Origin of the sequence: Streptomyces sp. RKAG337 (assembly GCF_023701715.1) — a bacterium.
Taxonomy (GTDB): Bacteria; Actinomycetota; Actinomycetes; order Streptomycetales; family Streptomycetaceae; genus Actinacidiphila.
Window position 1 is genome coordinate 3,428,960 of sequence record NZ_JAJOZA010000001.1, and the last position, 20,119, is coordinate 3,449,078.

Below are 20,119 nucleotides of genomic sequence, written 5' to 3' on the forward strand. Positions count from 1 at the left end.
CAAGGCCTTCAGGTCACGTGCGGGCCGCTGATGTAGTGCCCCTGGCGGTCGTACGGCCAGGCGTTCGGCAGGCAGCCGTCGAGGCCCTTGATCTGCTGCATCATCGCGGGCGCGAGCTTGCCGGGGCCGGGGCAGCCCTCGTGGCCGTGGCCGAGGCTGTGCCCGACCTCATGGTTGATGATCAGGGCGCGGTAGTCGGAGATGGGGCCGGTGAACGTCGGCGAGCCCAGGATCCACCGCCGGAGGTTCACCACCACACCGCCGGGGACCTCGCAGTTCAGCTCGTTCCCGGTGTCCTGGTGGATGGCGGCCAGGCAGAGCGCGTCGGCGGTGTCGGGCGTGGCTATCCGGATGACCAGGTCCGCGCTGCCGGACGACACCTGGCGGAAGCCGTGCTTGCCGTCACGGGTCCAGCTGCGGGGGTCGGCGAGGATCGCCGCCACCTCGTCCACCGCCTGGTCGGCGGAGACCAGGATGCCGTCCTCCACCTGGACCCGGTACGTGCGGATGACGCCCTTGCCGACCGTGGAGCCGTCGCCCTTGCCCTTGCCCGCCTTGAAGGTGCCGGGCCCCGACTTCGGTACCGGGGTCGACTTGCCGCCGCCCTTCGTCACGCTTGCCGACGCCGAGGCCTTGGGGCTCTTGGGGGCCGCGCTCGGCGGCACGTCCTTCGACGCGGCGGCGGTCGGGGAGGACGCGGCGGCCGGCGCGGTCGGCGCCGACGCGTCCGCGACGTCGTCCGAACCACCGCTCCACCACGCGGCGACACCGCCGACCAGTACGGCCAGCACGGTGAGGGTCAGCAGCAGCCGCACGCGCCGTTGGGCACGCCGACGCCGGCGCGCGGCATGGCTCCGGCTCCCCCGACGGCTGGGGCCTCGCTGTCGGTCGCCGCCGGCCACCGGTGCGTGATGGGTCAAAGCTCCCCCTGAAGGCGCCACCGGGGTGGCGGCCTCCCCGGCCGCCGACTGCTCCCACGGTGCTCACAGACAATGACGCTCACAATCACACATGGGTTCGGTCCAATGCCAAACCGCATGAATTTTTGTCAGCTTCTGCTGCAGTTCGGGGGCAATCGGCGGCCGGACGGGAGAAGGCCGGATCAGCCCAAGAGGTGGGTGACGTACGCGAGTTCCCTCACGCGTCACACCACTCGTCCCGCCCGGGGCTCGGTCCGGGGTCCCGTCGCGGCTCTCGTCGCAGGTCCCGTCGCCGGTTCCTCAGCTGAGGGTGTCCGCCGCGGTCGGCGAGCTGTCGCGGAGGAAGGACGAGCAGCGCTCGTACTCCTCCTTCTCGCCGATCGACTGCGCGGCGCGGGCGAGGGCGTGCAGCGCGCGCAGGAAGCCGCGGTTCGGCTCGTGCTCGAACGGCACCGGGCCGTGGCCCTTCCAGCCGGCGCGGCGCAGCGCGTCGAGGCCGCGGTGGTAGCCGGTGCGCGCGTAGGCGTACGACTCGACGACCCGGCCCCCTTCGAAGGCGTCGTCGGCGAGCTGGGCCCAGGCCAGAGAGGAGGCGGGGTACTTGGCGGCTACCTCGGAGGGCGCCGCCCCGGAGGCGAGCAGCTCGCGCGGCTCCGGGTCGTCGGGCAGATGGGTCGGGGGCGGACCCCCGAGAAGGTCTTTGTGAATGGCCATGCGTTCCAGTCTGCCCTGTCCGGGACAGCACGCAGCCCCCCGGGCCGGAACGGCGGACCCAGGGGGCTGCGTGTGGAGCATTACCGCGCGGTCGTGCCATGGAGCGGCACTGCGCGGTGGCGCCGCGAATTACTTGATCTTGTTGCCCGCGGAGCGCAGGTTCTCGGCGGCGACGACGACGCGCGCGGCCATGCCGGCCTCGGCGGACTTGCCCCAGACGCGGGGGTCGTAGACCTTCTTGTTGCCGACCTCGCCGTCGACCTTCAGCACACCGTCGTAGTTGCGGAACATGTGGTCCGCGACCGGCCGGGTGAAGGCGTACTGCAGGTCGGTGTCGATGTTCATCTTGACGACGCCGTTCTCCAGGGCCTCGTTGATCTCCTCGATCGTCGAGCCGGAACCGCCGTGGAAGACGAAGTCGAAGGCGTTGGCCTTGCCGTGCTTCTCGGCGACCGCGACCTGGAGCTCCTTGAGGATCTCCGGGCGCAGGACGACGTTGCCCGGCTTGTAGACGCCGTGCACGTTTCCGAAGGACGCGGCCAGCAGGTAGCGGCCCTTCTCGCCCAGGCCGAGGGCCTCGACGGTACGGAACGCGTCGTCCGGGGTGGTGTAGAGGGAGTCGTTGATCTCGTGCGAGACACCGTCCTCCTCGCCACCGGTCGGGGTGATCTCCACCTCGAGGATGATGTTGGCCTTGACGGCCTGGGCGAGCAGCTCCTGCGCGATGGCGAGGTTGTCGTTGAGGTTCTCCGCCGAGCCGTCCCACATGTGGGACTGGAAGAGCGGCAGGCGGCCCGCGGCGACACGGTCCTGCGAGATCTTGAGCAGCGGACGGACGTACGCGTCCAGCTTGTCCTTCGGGCAGTGGTCGGTGTGCAGCGCGACGGTGACCGGGTACTTCTCGGCCACGATGTGCGCGAACTCCGCCAGCGCGACCGCGCCGGTGACCATGTCCTTGCTGTACTGACCGCCCAGGAACTCCGCGCCACCGGTGGAGATCTGGATGATGCCGTCGCTCTCCGCCTCGGCCAGGCCGCGCAGCGCGGCGTGCAGCGTCTGCGACGAGGTCACGTTGATGGCCGGGTAGGCGAACTTGCCTGCCTTCGCCCGGTCGAGCATCTCGTTGTAGACCTCGGGGGTTGCGATGGGCATTTGTCCGCTCCTCGTGATGTGCGGGTCCTGATACTGCGGTACGACGTCTTTGTCGGCACCATCCTCCCAGAGACCCGCTCGAACACCACCTCGGTGCGCACCTCGCATGCGAAGGCCCCCTGGGGGTTCCACGTGGAACATCCAGGGGGCCGGTGAATCCGCAGGTCAGAAGCTCTTTCCCGGGCTTCCCAGCGCAGCCGGGACTCAGCCGAGGTCGAGGTCGGCCAGCGAGTAGGCGGCGAGATACGGCAGCCCGGCCGCCTCGATCGCCGGGGCGGCGCCGCGCTCCACGATGACGGCGACGGCCACGACCTCGCCGCCGGCCTCGCGCACCGCTTCGACGGCGGTCAGCGGCGAGCCGCCGGTGGTCGAGGTGTCCTCGACGACCAGGACGCGACGGCCCTTGACCTCGGTGCCCTCGATCCGGCGCTGCATGCCGTGGGCCTTGGTCGCCTTGCGGACGACGAAGGCGTCGAGCCGGCGGCCGCGGGCGGCGGCCGCGTGCAGCATCGAGCCGGCCACCGGGTCGGCGCCGAGCGTCAGTCCGCCGACGGCGTCGAAGTCGAGGTCCTTGGTCAGGTCCAGCATCACCTGGCCGGTCAGCGGCGCCGCCTCGCCGTCCAGGGTGATCCGGCGGAGGTCGACGTAGAAGTCGGCCTCCAGCCCGGAGGAGAGGGTCACCTTGCCGTGGACCACGGCCTTGTCCTTGATCTGCTGCAGCAGGGCCTCGCGCACGTCACTCATGGCGTCGAGATTAGCCGCCGCGATCGGCTCGGGCGGAATCAGCCCAGCCGCTCCCAGGACCAGACCGTCGTGATCTCCAGCGGATCGATCGGCGTGACGAGGCGCGGCAGCGTGTTGAGGCCGTTCGGCGGCCCGGACTGCGGCTCGACGCACACGGCCTCGGGCTGCTCGTCGTAGACCACGACCCATTCGGCCGGGCTGGTCACGCGGACCCGCAGCTCGCCGGGCCAGGTCAGCGACACGTCCACACCGTCCGGCATGCCGAAGCAGTCGTCCCACGGTCCGGGCTTCGGCTCGGTCCGCTTGCCCGTCGGCAGGTGGTCGTCGCCGCGCTCCTCCTGCCACGCCGGGCTGAAGTCCACCTCGGCGTCACGGCCGCCCTGCCCGAGGTTCCGCAGGAACCAGGGGTGCCAGCCGGCCTGCGCCGGGAACGAGTCGGCGGACGCCTCCACCGACAGGGTCATCCGCAGCTCGTTCTCGCCCAGTTCGAAGGTCTGCGTGACACGGCCCGGATACGGCCACGGGTCGGCCAGGTCGAAGTAGTACGACGCCGCCGAGTCCGTACCGTCGGGACCGTCGTGCCACGCGGTGTGCCGGCCCGTGCCGTGGATCGCGTGCGGGGGCGCGTCCACCGGCAGTTGGTGGACGATCCCGCCGTTGCGGAACCGGCCGTTCTCGGTCCTGCCGCACCACGGCACCATGATGAACGCGCCGTACCGGTCGCCCTGGCGCAGCAGTTCGGTCCCGCCGACCGTCAGCGAGGCGATACGGCAGCCGTCCTGCGGCACCACGGTCAGTTCGGCGTCGCCCGCCGTCAGTTTCTTCCCAGTCGTCACCGTATGAGCGTAGGGCCTGTCCCTCGATCATGTGTGCCCCGCCGGCCGCCGGGGCCTACCGCCGGCGGCGCAGCACCCGGCCCACCACGACCGCGGAGGCCACCAGGACCGCGGCGGCGGGTGCGGCCCAGCGGAGGGTGGCGGTGGTGGAGGTGGTCGCCGCGGAGGGCGCGGGGGCGTAACGGCCGCGGGGCGGGGCGTGGTCGACCTCCTCCGCGCTGCGGCCGATCATCGTGCGGCGGGCGTGGGCGGCCTCGGCCGGGGGTTCGAGGTCGTCGAGCTCGGCCGCGGTCTCCGGGACCTCGACCTCCACCTCGACCTCGTTCAGGTCCACCTCGACCAGCGCGATCTCCTCGGCCGGGTCCGGTTCCCCGCCCTCGTCGGCCCCGTCGAGGCCGTCGACGACATCGGGTTCCTCGGGCAGTCCGGGGAGCCCGGCCGTCAGTTCCGCGGTGAAGCGGTCGAGCAGCCGGCGGGCCGCGGTCTCGCGGGCGGGGCCGTCGAACGTACCGAGCCGGCCGTCGGCGGTCGCGGTGCCGGTGAAGGACAGCATCGTGCCGGGAACGGCCTGGTCGGCCTCCTCGACGAGCACTCCGAGCGAGAACTTCACGGTGCCGGTGCCGCGGGCCTCCGCGCCCTCGCCCTCGACGGAGAACCCGCCGGCGCGCTCGGTGACGCGGAGCGAGCCGCGGTAGGTGATCGTCGAACCGCCGGCCCGCACGCGCAGCCGGCCGGTGAGAACGTCCCCGCCGGGGTCGGGCTGCCAGCCGGGCAGGCTCGCGGCGACGCGGGCCGGATCGGCGAGTGCCTGCCGAATGGTTTCCGCCAGGACCGGAACGAACACCTCATGCTCCATGCGGGGAGCCTACCGACCGTCGGCCGCCCAGGTCACCGGGTCGCACCGGCCGGACCGGGCGCGGGCCCGAGCCACGCCTTCGGGCCGGACCGGAACCGGCCCCGGCAGCAGGCGCGGAACCGGGCCGCCACCCCCTCAGCCCCCACCCTCAGCCCCCCACCCGCGGCCGCATCAGCGTGGAAGGCGCGAGTCCGCTCTCGCGGGAGGCCCAGGCGGCCTCGCGCAGCGACCGCAGGGCCGCCGGGGTCAGTGAGCGCAGCGGTGGCGCGTCCGGGGCGAGGCGCAGCTCCGGCTGGACGCGCGAGGCCAGCACGAAGCCCCAGTCGGTGGGACCGTCACCGGTCCTGCCGGACCAGCGGTCGGGCCCCGACGGAGGCCCACAGTCCCGCCCGCCGGTCAGATACGGCACGGTGAGCAGCCCGGTGGCCCGCAGCGTCGCGTCGATCGTCCAGTAGGTGTGCCGGGCCGCGCTCGGCGAGCCGGCGTGGACGGCGAGCCGCCCGTCCCGGGCCAGCGCGCGGCCCGCCAGTCCGTAGAACTCCTCGGAGTACAGCTTCGCGCTGCGCGAGATCCCGGGGTCGGGCAGATCGGCGAGGATCACGTCGTACGGCCCCGGGCGGCCGGCCCGGAGCCAGTCGAAGGCGTCGGCGGTGACGGTGTGGACCCGCGGATCGGCGTAGGCGTGCCGGTTGAGGGCGACGAGGTCGGCGTCCGTGCGGGCGAGCCGGACGAGCTCGCCATCCAGGTCCACGACGGTCACCGACGTGACGTCCGGGTACCGGAGCACCTCGCGCAGGGCGAGGCCGTCGCCGCCGCCGAGGATGAGGACGCGGGAGTGCCTGCCGGCCATCGCCGGGTGCACCAGCGCCTCGTGGTACCGGAACTCGTCGGCTCCGCAGACCCGCAGCCGCCCGTCGAAGAACAGCTGCACGGGGGCGCCGGAGCCCCCGGTGAGGACGATCTCCTGCACATCGGTCTGTTCGGCGACGCGCACATCGCCGCCGTACACCGCGCGCCGCGCGGCCTGTTCGAACGGGCCGGCCGTGAGGGCGGCGCCGCCGAGCACCGCCAGCACGCCGAGGTTGGCGACGAGCAGCCAGTTGCGGGCGCTCGGGGTGAGGTCGTTGCGGAACAGCCACAGCACCATCGCGGCGCCGGCGACCGCGTTCACCGCGCCGGTGACCAGCGCGCCGGTGAGCTGGCCGAACGCCGGCAGCAGCAGGAACGGGAAGGCGAGTCCGCCGGCCAGCGCGCCGACGTAGTCCGCGGCGAAGAGATCGGCGACGGCGCCGCTCGCGTCCTGCCGGCGGATCCGCTGGATGAGCGTCATGAGCAGCGGGATCTCGGCGCCGATCAGCACGCCGATGGCGAACGCGCAGCCGATCATCGCCGGACGCGCCATGCCGAACCAGGCGAAGCACGCGTACAGCGCCATCACCGAGAGGCCGCCGACCAGCGCGAGCGCCGCCTCCACACCCGCGAACCCGACGGCCGCGACGCACCGTATCCGCTTGGCGAGCAGGGAGCCGACGCCCATGGCGAAGACCATCACCGAGAGGATGACGGAGGCCTGGGTGACGGAGTCACCGACCAGGTACGAGGCGAGCGCGACGAGTTCGAGCTCGTAGATCAGGCCGCAGGCGGCGCAGACGAAGACGGCGGCGAGGACCAGTGCACGGGCCGGGCCGACCGGTACGGGGAGCCGCACGGCGGACCGGCGGCTTGACTGGTCGATCATGAATGAACGCTATGTCAGGCTTGCGGTCGCATTTGTCACCCACAGGGGTGCATTTTGAGGGCACTTGACGTCACTTGAGGGCGCGATGAGTACCACCACGGCTCGCAAAAGTGCGCTCCGAGCGCCGGCACCGAAGCGCACTCCGCCCACGACCCGCCCCCGTACGGCTACGGAAGGGCACTGACGCGCGACCTCGTCGCCACCAACCGCCCTTCCTGGGGATAGGCGTGCCAGGTGCGCCAGCGGACGCTGCCCTCGCTGTGCTGGACGAGCATCGCGGTGAACGCGTGCGGATCCCCGGGAAACGTTCCCGCGAGACCGTGCGGATGATCCGCGACCAGCGCGAGCAGTTCCTGCGCCCGGCCCGCGAAGGAGCCGCGCGACAACGTCTCGACGCGTGCCGCGAATTCGTAGTCCCATGTGCCGATCCGTTTGGCGACGCCAAAAGGGAGCGGAGTCTGACTTCCCGGGATGCAGGCGACGGTTTCCGAACAACCGCCGCCCTCGGATTCGATGAGTACCTGGTGGGAGGCGCCGAGCAGGCGCATCTGCACCTGCACGGGGGGCTGGTCCGCGCCGCTGAGCTGGAGGTCGAGCACGGCGAGCGCGGGCAGCGCTTCCCTGCCCAGGCACCAGGCCAGGTCTCCGGCACGGGTATCGGTGTAAGCGGTCTGGAGAGTGGTGAGCATGGGTCGGCTCCGCAAGCACGCAGTGGATGATGGGCCGACCCGCACCAGTTGGTGGATCTGGCGGGAACGTACGTCGGCTCGTGCCCACGTGGGGTCCGGTAGATACGGAATCATGAAACGCGGGGTGCCTTCAGCCTTTTTACCCATCTGCGCGCGCTTTACATCCCCAGGAGCGCGTATCGGTTCAGGTGTTCACCACAACTGCGCCCGGCGGGTGACAGTTCCACCGGGCGCATATGCGAATGGGCATGGGCCACATGCAATTCCACCGATCAGCTGCTGCCGCAGCCGCCGCCTCCTCCGCAGGACGAACCCCCGCCACACGACGAACCGCCGCCACAGGAATGCCCGCCGCCACAGGAGTGGTGACCGCCCCCGCCGTGGTGGCCGCCCCCGGAGCCGCCCCCGTCCGAGCCGCTGAAGGCCCACCAGCTGCCGCCTCCCGCCGTGGCGCTCGCGCTGTCCGCGCCCGCCCGGCCCCGTCCGCGGCCCCGTCCCTTGCGCAGGTTCACCGATCGGCTCCGGTGCTGCAGTTGCACCGCTATGGCGATGATGACCACTACCGCGACCAGACCAATGAGGAATGCACGCATCTTCCCCGCCCCCCGTCTTCCTGAGCTGTGATTGTGTTCGTGCGACGGTGATGCCCCCGCCGAATCGGCTCGAAAGCAGAGTTGAGGAAGTCCAGAGGTTCGAAAACTTCTCAGCGGGCCCGCACCAGCTGGTCGACGGCGGTACGTACCGATTCCTCGCGCTTGCAGAAGGAAAATCGGACCAGCCAGGAAGGGGCGTCCTGCCCCTGGTAGAACGCCGACGTCGGAATGGCGACGACGCCCGCCCGCTCCGGCAGTTCCCGGCAGAACGTGACGCCGTCCGTATAGCCCCAGGGCCGGACGTCCGCCTGGAGGAAGTACCCGGCCTCCGCGCGGTACGGGCGCAGCCCGGCCCGCTTCAGGCCGTCGCTCAGCAGATCGCGGTTGGTGCGCAGGGTGCCGCGCAGCTCCGCCGCCCACTCCTCGACGGAGCCGAGCATCCGGGCCAGCGCCTCCTGGTACGGGGTGCCGGAGGCGTAGGTGAGGAACTGCTTGACGGAGCCGGCGGCGGCGACGAGCGGCGCGGGTCCGCAGATCCAGCCGATCTTCCAGCCGGTGACGTTGAAGGTCTTGCCCGCCGAGGAGATGATCAGCGTCCGCTCCCGCATGCCGGGCAGCGCCGCGATCGTCCGGTGCGGGGTCTCGTCGTAGACCAGGTGCTCGTACACCTCGTCGGTCACCACGATGAGCGAGTGTTCCCGGCAGACGTCGGCGATCGCGTCGAGTTCCGCGGCCGTGAACACCTTGCCCATCGGGTTGTGCGGGGTGTTGAGCACCAGGACGCGGGTTCTGGGCGTCACGGCGGCGCGCAGCGCGTCGGCGTTCATCACGAAGCCGTCGCCGTCGGCCTCCAGCGGGACGCCGACCAGCGTGGCGCCGCTGAGCCGGGCGGCGGCGGGATAGGCGTCGTAGCAGGGGTCGAAGGCCAGGACCTCGTCCCCGGGGTCGCAGAACGCGAGCAGCGCCGCCGCGATGGCCTCGGTGGCACCGGTGGTGACGAGCACCTCGCCGTCCGGCCGGTAGTCGAGCCCGTAGCGCCGCAGCTGGTGTTCGGCGACGGCGGTGCGGAGCGCGGGGAAGCCGGTGGCGGGCGGGTACTGGTTGTTGCCCGCGAGTACGGCCTCGGCCACGTCCTTGAGCAGCGTCGCGGGACTGGCCAGCTCCGGCACCCCCTGCCCCAGATTGACGGCCCCGGTCCTTCTGGCCAGCTCCGTCATCTCGGTGAAGATCGACGTTCCGACGCCCCGCACCCGCGCGGCCGGACTCCACTCACCCATGCGTTCCCCATTTCCCTGAGCCAGTTCCCTGGGCCACTTCTTCCCTCGGCCAGTTCCCTGAGCCACTTCCCTGAGCCAGTTCCCTGGGCCCACCACAGGAGGCTCACGATATGCGGCGGGGGACGGTGGCAGGGGGAGACGGGGTGCGCTGGGGGTTACTCGACCCGGTCCGGCTGGAATCCGCCGTTGACGATGTCGTGCGCGACATCGCTGAGCAGCCGGCGCTGGGTGCGGGCATGGCGGCGCATCGCGTTGAAGGCCTCGTCCACGGTGGTCCCCCAGCGGGCGGCCAGCACGCCCTTGGCCTGTTCGATCGCTATGCGGCTGTGCAGCGCGGTGTGCAGCTGGGCGGTGAGCGCGGCGTGCCGGTGCAGCGTCTGCTGGTGCAGGATGCCGATCGTGGCGGCGTCGGCAAGGGCCTGCGCCAGCCGGACGTCGGCGCTGTCGAGCGGTGTCGCGCCGGCGCGCAGCAGGAGCAGCGAGCCGATCATCTCGCGCCGCAGCCGCATCGGCAGCGCGCAGACCACGCCGTATCCCGCGCGGCGGGCCTGGCCGGCGAAGCCCGGCCACTGCGGCGTCGAGCGGGCGACGTCGAACGGCCCGACCGGTGATCCGGTGCGGTAGCAGTCCAGCGCGGGGCCCTCGCGCTGGTTCAGCGCCAGCAGATCGGAGAGGTCGGCGCGGTCGTCGGAGGCGGCGGCCGGCTGCAGATCGGCGCCGGGCAGCGCGAGCATGATCGCGGCGGCGGACACCTCCAGCAGCTCCACGGACCGGGTGGACAGCTGATGGAGGAACTCGATGATGTCGAAGTCGTCGATCAGCGTGTCCGCCAACTCGACGAAGGTGTCGGCCAGCCGTTGTTCGCGATCCATGACCGCCTGCCTTTCTGCCGCCGAACGTGGTTCCGAAGCCGTACCGTGCGCCGTCCCGTCCCGCCCAGTCGCGCCCCGCCCCATCCCCGCTCCGCCTCATCCCCGTTCCGCCCCGGCCCGCTCCGTCCTGTCGCCTTTCCGCCCGGTCCTTCACGATGCCGGGTCGCGCGGCAACCGCAGGCGGTCGCGGATGATGTCCCGGGCGACATCGAGGATGGGGCGGTCCGACGCGTACGCGTGCCCGCGCAGCCGCACCAACGCCTCCGGCAGCGGCACGTCCAGCAGGACGCTGCTGATCCCGGCCGCCTGGTGCACCTCCGCTCGGTGCAGGTCTCCGAACCCGGTCAGGAACCCGCTCCCGAGACCGCCGCCGGTGTTCCCGCCGTTCCCGTCCCCGCCGCCCGGGTACCCGGTACCGGCGGTGAGGGCGGCGGGGCCCGTCTCGCGCGGCCCCAGCGCCAGCAGGTAGACGGCCATGGCGTCGGCGATGGTCAGCGCGTCCGCGACGGCCTGCTCGCCCAGCGGTCCCGGCCGCCGCCGGTGGCCCGTCATCCCGCCGCAGCAGATCGCGCCGAGCCGCAGCGGGAAGGCGAAGACCGCCAGCACCCCGGAGTCGACCGCGGCGGGGACGAAGGCGGGCCAGCGCTCCCCGAACGCGCGCTCCAGATCGGACTCCAGGTTCAGCGACCCGTCCCGGGCGGCCTCCACACTGGGGCCCTCGCCGAGAGTGAACTGCAGATCGTCCAGCCGCGCGCTCCGCTCGTCACTGAACCACAGCAGTTCCGTGCCGTCCGAGGCCACGGAGATCGCGATCCCGTCGACCCCGAGCACCTCGGCGCAGAGCCTGGTCCAGTCACGCGGCGGTCCCTGACCACCACTCAGGACCAGGAACCGGATCAGTTCAGTGACTTTGGAATCCACCATCCGAGCTTCCCGCGAGGAGCCGACGCCCTGCTACCGCGCCCAACGATGTTTTCCCGGCGCCTTATTGCGACACCGTTCGAATCCAGAATGCCTCTGCCCCCGGGGCCGGGCAAGGGCGTCCGCCAAGCGGGTGGAATGCGACTCGGCGTGCGCCGGGGAGCACGTTCGGCTCAGGACGATCACCGCATAGTCGTACGGTCAGACCCGCCACTCCGAGCGGAGCCGGGCGGACCCGACGGCGCCCCGACCGGGCCCGAAAGGAGCGGTACGGTGCACACGGCCGAGCCGGTCTCGTCCAGCCCCCGAACCAACGGGTCGCACCCCGCACCCGACGCGCCGCCCGGCCGGGCCCTCGCCTGGCGCGGCTCGCTGCGCCGGGCCGCCCCCGCCCTGGTCCTCTTCGCCGCCACCCGGCTGGCCGGCGCCGTGCTGGTGACGGCGTGGGCGGTGCACGCCGGACTGCATCCGCGCAGTCTCTTCGGGCAGAGCTGGGACGCGCGCTGGTACGAGCGGATCGCCGAATGGGGCTACGGGACGTTCTTCCCGTCCGCCACCACGCAGGGGATGAGCTTCAGCGACCTGGCGTTCTTCCCGCTCTACCCGGCGCTGATCAGGGCCGGCTCCGCCGTCCTGCCCATCGGCCGGGTCAACACCGCGCTGCTGATCTCCTGGGGCGCGGCCGCCCTGGCCGCCTGGGGGATCCACGCGATCGGCGAGCGGCTGTACGGCCGGCGGGCCGGGATCGCCCTGGTGCTGCTGTGGGGGCTGCTGCCGCACTCCGTCGTGCTGACGATGGCGTACACCGAGCCGCTGCTGACCGCCTGCGCCGCCTGGGCGCTCCACGCACTGCTCACCCGGCGCTGGCTCGCCGCGGGGGTGCTGGCGCTGCTCGCCGGGCTGGCCCGCCCGAACGGCGTCGCGGTGGTGGCGGCCGTCGGCGTGACCGTCGCCGCCGACGCCTGGCGGCGCCGCCGCGAGGGGCTGCCGCAGGAGCGGGCGGCCTGGGCGGGCGCGCTGATCGCGCCGCTGGGCTGGTGCGGGTACGTCGGCTGGGTGGGCCTGCAGACGGGCCGGCCGCTGGGGTACTTCGACGTGCAGCGCGGCTGGGGATCGGAGTTCGACTTCGGCCGCAATTCCGTGGAGTACGTCCGGCATCTGATCCTCGACCGCGACCAGCTCATGAACTACATGGTCGTCGCGATCACCGCCGCCGCACTGGTGCTGCTCGCGCTGGCCCTGCTGGACCGGATCCCGCTGCCGCTCGCGGTCTACGCGGGGGTGCTGGTCCTCATCGCGCTGGGCGGCTCGCACTACTTCGGATCCAAGCCGCGCTTCCTGCTGCCGGCCTTCCCGCTGCTGATCCCGGCCGCCCTGGCACTGGCGAAAGCCCGGCCGCGCACCGCCGCCGTAGCGGTGGCCGCGCTGGCCGGGCTCTCGTTCTTCTACGGGACGTACCTGCTGACGGTCGTCTCCGCGCCGGTCTGATCCGGCGTTTTCGATCCGGCGTTCACAACCCACACAACCCAAGATCCACAATCCAAGATCCAAGATCCGGGCTGCGTCAGGCGTCGTCGCCGTTGGTGCCTTCGTCGCCCTTGGCGCCGCCGTCGGCGTCCACGTCCTTCTCGAGTCCGAGGGTCTCCACGACCCACTTGTCGAACTCGATCGAGGCGCGTACCCAGCTGACCGTGCTGGAGACGAAGTGCTCCAGGTTGACGCCCAGGCCGATCAGCATCTGCGCCTCGCCGATCAGACGGACGGAGCCGTCGTCGTGCGTGTGCGTGTAGACCTTCGGCCACAGGGTGCGGCGGTTCCAGTCGTCGATGACCTCGTGCAGCTGCGGCTTGTCATCGACGGTGTACGGCCGGTCGTAAAAGGTCCGGACCGCGAAGATCTGCTGGTCCTCCTCGCCGCGGAACATGAAGTACGCGCGGAATTCCTCCCACGGCGCCGCGAGGTCACCCTCGTCGTCGACGACGAACTTCAGCTCCATCTGTTCGAGCAGCTGCTTGACCAGGTCCTGGTCGGGGATGACCGCGCTGGCGGCGGGGCCGTTCTGCTCGGGGTCCGGCTGGCCCCCGAAATTAGGAATCGAGGACGGATCGATGCTCACCGTGAGTTCCCTTCGTACGGATTCCTTCCATCCTCCCCCATGCGCCGAGGGGTCTGGCAACCCCCGGCGGATCCACGCCGGGGGCGGCCTGGTCAGACCGTCTTGGACAGGGACGGCGCGGGGCCGACGATCAGGCCCTCGCCCGCCCGGTCGACCCGGACGGTGTCGCCGTCGACGACCTCGCCGGACAGGATCGCGCGGGCCAGCGGGTCACCGATCGCGGTCTGCACCAGACGGCGCAGCGGCCGCGCGCCGTACGCCGGGTCGTTGCCCTCGTCGGCGAGCCAGTCCAGGGCGGCGTCGGTGACCTCCAGGACCAGCCGGCGGTCCCGCAGCCGGTCGGCGAGCCGGTCCGTCTGCAGCCGGGCGATGTGCCGCAGCTCCTCCTTGTTCAGCGCGCTGAACACCACGATGTCGTCGAGCCGGTTCAGGAACTCCGGCTTGAAGGACATCCGCACCGTCTCCAGGACGCTCTGCTTCTTCTCCGCGTCGCCGAGCACCGGGTCGACCAGGTACTGGCTGCCCAGGTTCGACGTCAGGATCAGGATCGCGTTGCGGAAGTCGACCGTACGGCCCTGGCCGTCGGTGAGCCGGCCGTCGTCGAGCACCTGGAGCAGCACGTCGAAGACGTCGTGGTGCGCCTTCTCGACCTCGTCGAGCAGCACCACGCTGTACGGGCGCCGCCGGACGGCCTCGGTGAGCTGGCCGCCCTCCTCGTAGCCGACATAGCCGGGCGGGGCGCCGACGAGCCGGGCGACGGAATGCTTCTCGCCGTACTCGCTCATGTCGATGCGGACCATGGCGCGCTCGTCGTCGAAGAGGAAGTCCGCCAGCGCCTTGGCCAGCTCGGTCTTGCCGACGCCGGTGGGGCCGAGGAACAGGAACGATCCGGTCGGCCGGTCGGGGTCGGAGATGCCGGAGCGCGAGCGGCGTACCGCGTCGGAGACGGAGCGGACGGCCTCGGTCTGGCCGATGAGCCGGCGGCCCAGCTCGTCCTCCATGCGCAGCAGCTTCTGGGTCTCGCCCTCCAGCAGCCGGCCGGCCGGGATGCCGGTCCAGGCGCCGACGACGTCGGCGATGTCGTCAGGACCGACCTCGTCCTTGACCATGGTGTCCTTGGCGGCGGCCGCCTCGGCCTCGGTGGCCTCGGCCAGCTCGGCCTCCAGCCGCGGCTTCTCGCCGTAGAGCAGCTTGGACGCGGCCTCGAAGTCACCGTCGCGCTGGGCGCGCTCGATGTCGGTGTTCACCTCGTCCAGGCTCTCCTTGATGGCGCCGACGCGGTTCAGGCCCTCCTTCTCCTTCTCCCAGCGGGCGGTCAGGCCGCGCAGCTCCTCCTCCTTGTCGGCGAGGTCCTTGCGCAGCTTCTCCAGCCGCTGGACGGAGGCGGGGTCCGTCTCGTTCTTGAGCGCCATCTCCTCCATGCGCAGCCGGTCGACGGCGCGCTGCAGCTCGTCGATCTCGACGGGCGAGGAGTCGATCTCCATCCGGAGCCGGGAGGCTGCCTCGTCCACCAGGTCGATGGCCTTGTCCGGCAGGAACCGGGAGGTGATGTAGCGGTTCGACAGGGTGGCGGCGGCCACCAGCGCCGAGTCCGCGATCTGCACCTTGTGGTGCGCCTCGTAGCGGCCCTTGAGCCCGCGCAGGATCGCGATGGTGTCCTCGACGGACGGCTCCGCCACCATCACCTGCTGGAAGCGGCGCTCCAGCGCCGGGTCCTTCTCGATGCGCTCGCGGTACTCGTCGAGCGTGGTGGCGCCGACCATCCGCAGCTCGCCGCGGGCCAGCATCGGCTTGAGCATGTTGCCCGCGTCCATGGCGGAGTCGCCGCCGGCGCCCGCGCCGACGACCGTGTGCAGCTCGTCGATGAAGGTGATGACCCGGCCGTCGCTCTCCTTGATCTCGGAGAGCACCGCCTTGAGCCGCTCCTCGAACTCGCCGCGGTACTTGGCGCCCGCGACCATCGCGCCGAGGTCGAGCGAGACCAGCCGCTTGTTGCGCAGCGACTCGGGCACGTCGCCCTTGACGATGCGCTGGGCGAGGCCCTCGACGACGGCGGTCTTGCCGACGCCGGGCTCGCCGATCAGCACCGGGTTGTTCTTGGTGCGGCGGGACAGCACCTGGACGACCCGGCGGATCTCCTGGTCCCGGCCGATCACCGGGTCGAGCTTGCCCTCGCGGGCGGCGGTGGTGAAGTCCGTGCCGTACTTCTCGAGCGCCTTGTAGGTGCCCTCGGGATCCTGGCTGGTCACGCGCTGTCCTCCCCGGGCGGCCTCGAAGGCGTCCAGCAGCTTCTTGGCCGTGGCACCCCGCTGGACGAGCAGCTCGCCGGCCTGGCCGCCCTTGACGGCGATGCCGATGAGCAGGTGCTCGGTCGAGATGTAGTCGTCCCCGAGGTCCTTCGCGCGCTGCGACGCGTCCGCGACGACGGCCAGCAGGTCACGGTTGGCCTGCGGGGGCGCGACCGTGGCGCCCTGGACGACGGGCAGCGCGGCGATCAGCCGCTCGGTGCCCGCGCGCAGCTCCGCGGCGTCGGCGCCGACCGCTGCCAGCAGGTCCACGATGTTCTCGTTGTCGGCTGCACCCAGCAGGGCGAGCAGCAGATGTGCGGGGGTGAGGTCCGGGTTCCCGGCGGACACCGCGTGTGCGTTGGCGGTGTTCAGCGCTTCCCGGCTCTTGTTGGTCAGCTCCGCTTCCACGGCCACCTGCAACCTCCTGTCTGATCACTCATTCAAGTTGAGTCTATGCCACTCAACCCTGGAACGGTAGCGTGCATTCCCATGGCCCGAGACCTACGCAACCCCGAATCCGCGTACCTGTCCTTCTGGCGCGAATATCACCTGTGCACCCTCACGACACCACGGCCCGACGGCAGCCCGCATGTCGTCGCGGTCGGCGTGACGTACGACCCGGAGGCCGGCCTCGCCCGGGTGATCACCAACAAGGCGAGCCGCAAGGTCGCGAACGTCCTGGCCGCGGGACCCGACGGCGCCCGGGTGGCCGCGTGCCAGGTCGACAAGGGCCGCTGGGCCACCCTGGAGGGTGTCGCGACGGTCAGCACCGATCCGGAACGCATCGCCGACGCCGTCCGCCGTTACGGCGAGCGCTACGCGCGGACGCCCGCCTTCAACCCCGACCGCGTCGTCATCGAGATCGCGCTGACCCGCGCGATGGGCAGCGCCTGACCCCACCCGCCCCAGGTCCGTCCGCTCTGATCCCACCAGCACCACCAGCCCCTCCCGTCAAGCCCCGATCTCCCAAGGGCCTGGCGGCACTTGTACGTGACACGGCATCATGTCCGGTGCGGTGGAACGGCCGACAACGGGGAGAGTGCTGTGGCGCGTGTCTTGGGGATCGATCTCGGAACGACCTATTCCGCGATGGCGGTGGCCGACGCGTCGGGCGCGGCCACCATCGTCAGGAACCGTGAGGGGGAGAACATCACCCCGTCCGTGGTGATGTTCCAGGGCGACACGGTGGTCGTCGGATCCCAGGCCAAACGCTCCGCGATGACCGCGCCCGACCACGTCATCCAGTTCGCGAAGCGCTACATGGGCGAGCCGAACGCCATCTACACCTCCGAGACCGGTGTCGCCTACCGGCCCGAGGAGATCTCCGCCCTCGTGCTGAAGCGGCTGCGCGAGGACGCGGAGATGATGCTGGGCGAGGCCGTCGACCAGGTCGTCATCACCGTCCCCGCCTACTTCGACGACGCCAGGCGGCGCGCCACCCAGGACGCCGGCCAGATCGCCGGCTTCGAGGTGCTGCGCATCGTCAACGAGCCCACCGCCGCCGCGCTCGCCTACGGGCTCGACCGCGCGGACGACGGCGAGGAGATCGGCACCGTCCTGGTCTACGACCTCGGCGGCGGCACCTTCGACGTGACGGTGATGCGCGTCGTGGACGGCGACTACGACGTCATCGCCACCGACGGCGACCGCAACCTGGGCGGCTTCGACTGGGACGGCGTCCTCATGGAGCACCTCAACGGGGCGTTCACCGCCGCCGGAGGGCGCGACCTCACCGACGACGGCGCGCTGCTCGCCGAGCTCCGCGACAAGGCCGAGATCGCCAAGCGCACCCTGTCCAACGCCCCGCAGGCCGTCGTCATGCTCTCCGCCGACGGCCGGCACGAGCAGATCCGCATCACCCGCGAGAAGTACGAGGAGCTCAGCGCCGACCTGCTGGACCGCACCCGCATCATCACCGAGGGCGTCCTCACCGACGCCTCGCTCACCTGGGCCGGTATCGACCGGGTGCTGCTCGTCGGCGGTTCGACGCGGATGCCGATGGTCGCGGACCTGGTCAAGCGGCTCTCCGGCAAGGACCCCGAGCGCGGTATCAACCAGGACGAGGTCGTCGCCCTCGGGGCGGCCCTGGTCGGCCTCGACGCCCAGGTGCGCGGCGAGCAGGCCAAGGAGAAGAAGAAGTACATCGGCAGCGGTGCCGTCGTGGAGACGTCGCCCGGCGACGGGCTCGCCCGGCTCACCAAGGGCAAGATCAAGTCCATCAAGGACGTCACCTCGCAGTCCCTCGGCATGGTGGCCACCCACGACCACGACCACTCGCTGCAGTACAACTCGATCATCGTGCCCCGCAACACCTCGGTCCCGACCCGCCGCAGCGACACCTTCCACACGCTCGCCAACCAGCAGACGAAGCTGCGCGTCGCCGTGACCGAGGGCGACGGCGAGGACCTGGACTACGTCAAGGTCGTCGGCGAGAGCACCCTGCAGATCCCGCCGTACCCGGTGGGCGCCCCGTTCGAGGTCTTCTACTCCTACGACGTCGACGGGATCATCCACGTCGAGGTCAAGGACGGCACCAGCGGAAAGTGGCTCGGCGAGTTCGAGGTCGAGCGGCTGGACAACCTCACCTCCCAGGAACTCGACGCGCTCAGCGACCGGGTCGCGCGGATCTCCGCGCTCTGAACTCCGCACACGTCTGATCCCTCGCGCCGCCCTCTGACCGGAGTCTCAACCCCATGACCAGCACCGGCGAATTCCGGGACCACTACGCCGAGTTCGAGCTCGACCCCGCCGACAGCGCCGAGGAGCTCGGCAAGAAGCTCGACGTCCAGCAGCGCGCCTGGGCGGGCAAGGCCAGCCGCGCCCCCAGCGCGGACAAGCGCCGCGAGGCCGAGGACCGGGTCGCCCAGATCACCGAGGCCCGCAAGGAACTCCTCGACCCGGCCCGCCGCACCGCGTACGACACCCGGCGCACCCAGCGGCTGCGCGCGCCGGAACCGAAGGCGAAGCCGCAGCAGCGCGCCGGCGGCAAGTCCCTCCCCGGCCAGCAGGGCGGGGACGCCCCGCGGACCCGCGACTGGCTGGAGGCCGCCCGCACGGAGGTCCGGCGCGGCAACCCCACCGCCGCCCTCTACGAGGCCCAGCAGGCCGTCCACTTCGACGACACCAACGCCGACGCCTGGCAGCTCCTCGGGGCACTGCACCTGGACGCCGGGGACACCGCCGCCGCCATCCAGGAGTTCCGCCGCTCCATCACCCTCGCGCCGCGCAACGCGTACAGCCACTTCCTCATGGGCAGAGCGAGTCGCGCGGTCAACGACCTCCCGACCGCGATCACCTGGCACCTGAAGGCCTGCGCGCTGGAGCAGGACAACACCGAATACCGCATCTACCTGGGTGACGCCCTGTACGCGGCCGGCCGGTACGACGAGGCCCTGCAGCACTACGAGCGCGCGCTGACCGACCAGCCGGAGCACGCCGGGCTGCGGAACCAGATCAGCTCCATCTGGTCGCTCCGCGCCGAGGGCGCCAAGACCTACCACCCCTTCACCCAGCAACGGCTGATCACCTCGGCCGAGGCCGCCCGCCGCATCGACGGCATCGTGGACCAGGCGCTCGCCGTCCAGCCCACCGACCAGGAACTCGTGCAGAAGCTCCACACCGACCAGGCCGCCGCGCGCTACGCGACGGGAAAGACCTGGCGCGGGCGCAAGAGCATGTTCGGCATCGTGCTGATCTTCGCCATCATCGTCTACGCCCTGCCCGATGGCGGCGTCGCGGACTGGACCGGCAACCTGCTGCTGCTCGCGACGCTCGTGCTCCTGGTCCGCCTCGGCTGGAAGCCCCGCTGGTGGCACGCCCGCAAATCGCTGCCCCCGAACGCCGTACAGCCGGACTGGAGCCAATCGTGAGCATTCCGCCGCCGCCACCGCATCCGGAGGCGCCCGCCGCACCGCCCGCGCCCGCTTCCCCGGGCCCCGACGTGCTCAACGTCGTCGCCGACGCGGTCGACGGGCTGCGCGACGAAGTCGCCGCGCTCGGCGACCAGTTCCGCCGCCGGCTGCTCAACGACCGCGAGACCCGCCGCTCCGTCGAGGAGCTCCACCAGGAGCTCGACCACACCCGCAAGCTCGCCGAGGGCCGCACGGTCCAGCCGCTCCTGTACGACCTGGTGTTGCTGCTCGACCGCGTCGAGCGCGAGACCGACCCCTTCGCCGACTCCGTCCGCGCCGAGCTCTCCACGGTCCTGGAGAAGTACGGCATGACGCGGATGCCGATCGAAGCGGGCGTCTTCAACCCCGCCACCCAGGAGGCCGTGGGCACCGTACCGGCCCTCAGCCCCGACCTCGTGGGCCACGTCGCGCGCATCGTGCGCCACGGCTACGCGATGGGGCCCCGCTTGATCCGCGCCCAACAGGTGCTGGTCCACGCGGCCGAGTAGTGCG

General features: G+C 71.5%; 18 protein-coding genes. 5 read left to right on the forward strand and 13 right to left on the reverse strand.

What is annotated here, in order from left to right; all coding sequences use genetic code 11:
- Nucleotides 1–8: 8 nt before the first annotated feature.
- The 11 genes from LNW73_RS15030 to LNW73_RS15080 form a co-directional block, all read right to left on the reverse strand.
- Nucleotides 9–815, reverse strand: coding sequence for a DUF3152 domain-containing protein (locus tag LNW73_RS15030; RefSeq protein ID WP_250990243.1), 807 nt, complete (start codon nucleotides 813–815; stop codon nucleotides 9–11).
- Nucleotides 816–1,220: 405 nt separating this feature from the next.
- Complete coding sequence (locus LNW73_RS15035) at nucleotides 1,221–1,634, reverse strand: DUF3151 domain-containing protein (protein WP_250990244.1); 414 nt, start codon at nucleotides 1,632–1,634, stop codon at nucleotides 1,221–1,223.
- Between the two features lie 129 nt (nucleotides 1,635–1,763).
- Complete coding sequence (fbaA, locus tag LNW73_RS15040; protein ID WP_164294589.1) at nucleotides 1,764–2,786, reverse strand: class II fructose-bisphosphate aldolase; 1,023 nt, start codon at nucleotides 2,784–2,786, stop codon at nucleotides 1,764–1,766.
- A gap of 204 nt (nucleotides 2,787–2,990) precedes the next feature.
- Nucleotides 2,991–3,530, reverse strand: a complete 540-nt coding sequence (pyrE, locus tag LNW73_RS15045; RefSeq protein WP_138357064.1) for an orotate phosphoribosyltransferase — start codon at nucleotides 3,528–3,530, stop codon at nucleotides 2,991–2,993.
- A gap of 38 nt (nucleotides 3,531–3,568) precedes the next feature.
- Nucleotides 3,569–4,366 (reverse strand): aldose epimerase family protein, encoded by a 798-nt coding sequence (locus LNW73_RS15050; RefSeq protein ID WP_250976969.1) that lies wholly within the window; start codon nucleotides 4,364–4,366, stop codon nucleotides 3,569–3,571.
- Nucleotides 4,367–4,421: 55 nt separating this feature from the next.
- Nucleotides 4,422–5,222: a carbon monoxide dehydrogenase subunit G gene (locus LNW73_RS15055; RefSeq protein ID WP_250990245.1), complete on the reverse strand. Its 801-nt coding sequence runs from the start codon at nucleotides 5,220–5,222 to the stop codon at nucleotides 4,422–4,424.
- Nucleotides 5,223–5,370: 148 nt separating this feature from the next.
- Nucleotides 5,371–6,960 (reverse strand): polyamine aminopropyltransferase, encoded by a 1,590-nt coding sequence (locus LNW73_RS15060; protein WP_250990246.1) that lies wholly within the window; start codon nucleotides 6,958–6,960, stop codon nucleotides 5,371–5,373.
- A gap of 167 nt (nucleotides 6,961–7,127) precedes the next feature.
- Entirely contained in the window at nucleotides 7,128–7,649 is a 522-nt protein-coding gene (locus tag LNW73_RS15065; protein WP_250990247.1) for a DUF2617 family protein, read from the reverse strand.
- 703 nt (nucleotides 7,650–8,352) lie between these two features.
- On the reverse strand, nucleotides 8,353–9,519 hold the full coding sequence (locus tag LNW73_RS15070) for an aminotransferase class I/II-fold pyridoxal phosphate-dependent enzyme (protein WP_250976965.1): 1,167 nt from the start codon (nucleotides 9,517–9,519) through the stop codon (nucleotides 8,353–8,355).
- 155 nt (nucleotides 9,520–9,674) lie between these two features.
- On the reverse strand, nucleotides 9,675–10,391 hold the full coding sequence (locus LNW73_RS15075) for an ANTAR domain-containing protein (protein ID WP_250990248.1): 717 nt from the start codon (nucleotides 10,389–10,391) through the stop codon (nucleotides 9,675–9,677).
- A gap of 150 nt (nucleotides 10,392–10,541) precedes the next feature.
- A complete protein-coding gene (locus LNW73_RS15080; protein WP_250990249.1) occupies nucleotides 10,542–11,315 on the reverse strand; it encodes an ANTAR domain-containing protein in 774 nt (257 codons plus the stop codon).
- Between the two features lie 270 nt (nucleotides 11,316–11,585).
- Between LNW73_RS15080 and LNW73_RS15085 the strand changes: the two genes are divergently transcribed.
- Nucleotides 11,586–12,800, forward strand: coding sequence for a hypothetical protein (locus LNW73_RS15085; protein WP_250990250.1), 1,215 nt, complete (start codon nucleotides 11,586–11,588; stop codon nucleotides 12,798–12,800).
- A gap of 76 nt (nucleotides 12,801–12,876) precedes the next feature.
- Here LNW73_RS15085 and LNW73_RS15090 read toward each other — a convergent pair whose 3' ends face one another.
- On the reverse strand, nucleotides 12,877–13,428 hold the full coding sequence (locus LNW73_RS15090) for a YbjN domain-containing protein (RefSeq protein ID WP_138358838.1): 552 nt from the start codon (nucleotides 13,426–13,428) through the stop codon (nucleotides 12,877–12,879).
- Between the two features lie 92 nt (nucleotides 13,429–13,520).
- Nucleotides 13,521–16,124 carry an ATP-dependent chaperone ClpB gene (clpB, locus tag LNW73_RS15095; protein ID WP_250992927.1) on the reverse strand — a complete coding sequence of 868 codons (2,604 nt, stop codon included), beginning with the start codon at nucleotides 16,122–16,124 and terminating at the stop codon, nucleotides 13,521–13,523.
- 81 nt (nucleotides 16,125–16,205) lie between these two features.
- Here clpB and LNW73_RS15100 point away from each other — a divergent pair, with 81 nt between their 5' ends.
- The 4 genes from LNW73_RS15100 (at nucleotide 16,206) to grpE (ending at nucleotide 20,115) form a co-directional block, all read left to right on the forward strand.
- A complete protein-coding gene (locus LNW73_RS15100) occupies nucleotides 16,206–16,610 on the forward strand; it encodes a pyridoxamine 5'-phosphate oxidase family protein (protein ID WP_250976961.1) in 405 nt (134 codons plus the stop codon).
- Nucleotides 16,611–16,760: 150 nt separating this feature from the next.
- A complete protein-coding gene (locus LNW73_RS15105; RefSeq protein WP_250990251.1) occupies nucleotides 16,761–18,356 on the forward strand; it encodes an Hsp70 family protein in 1,596 nt (531 codons plus the stop codon).
- A 53-nt stretch (nucleotides 18,357–18,409) separates the two neighbouring features.
- On the forward strand, nucleotides 18,410–19,585 hold the full coding sequence (locus tag LNW73_RS15110; protein WP_250990252.1) for a tetratricopeptide repeat protein: 1,176 nt from the start codon (nucleotides 18,410–18,412) through the stop codon (nucleotides 19,583–19,585).
- Entirely contained in the window at nucleotides 19,582–20,115 is a 534-nt protein-coding gene (gene grpE / locus LNW73_RS15115) for a nucleotide exchange factor GrpE (RefSeq protein ID WP_250976958.1), read from the forward strand. Before LNW73_RS15110 ends, grpE begins: the two co-directional genes overlap by 4 nt.
- Nucleotides 20,116–20,119 lie beyond the last annotated feature (4 nt).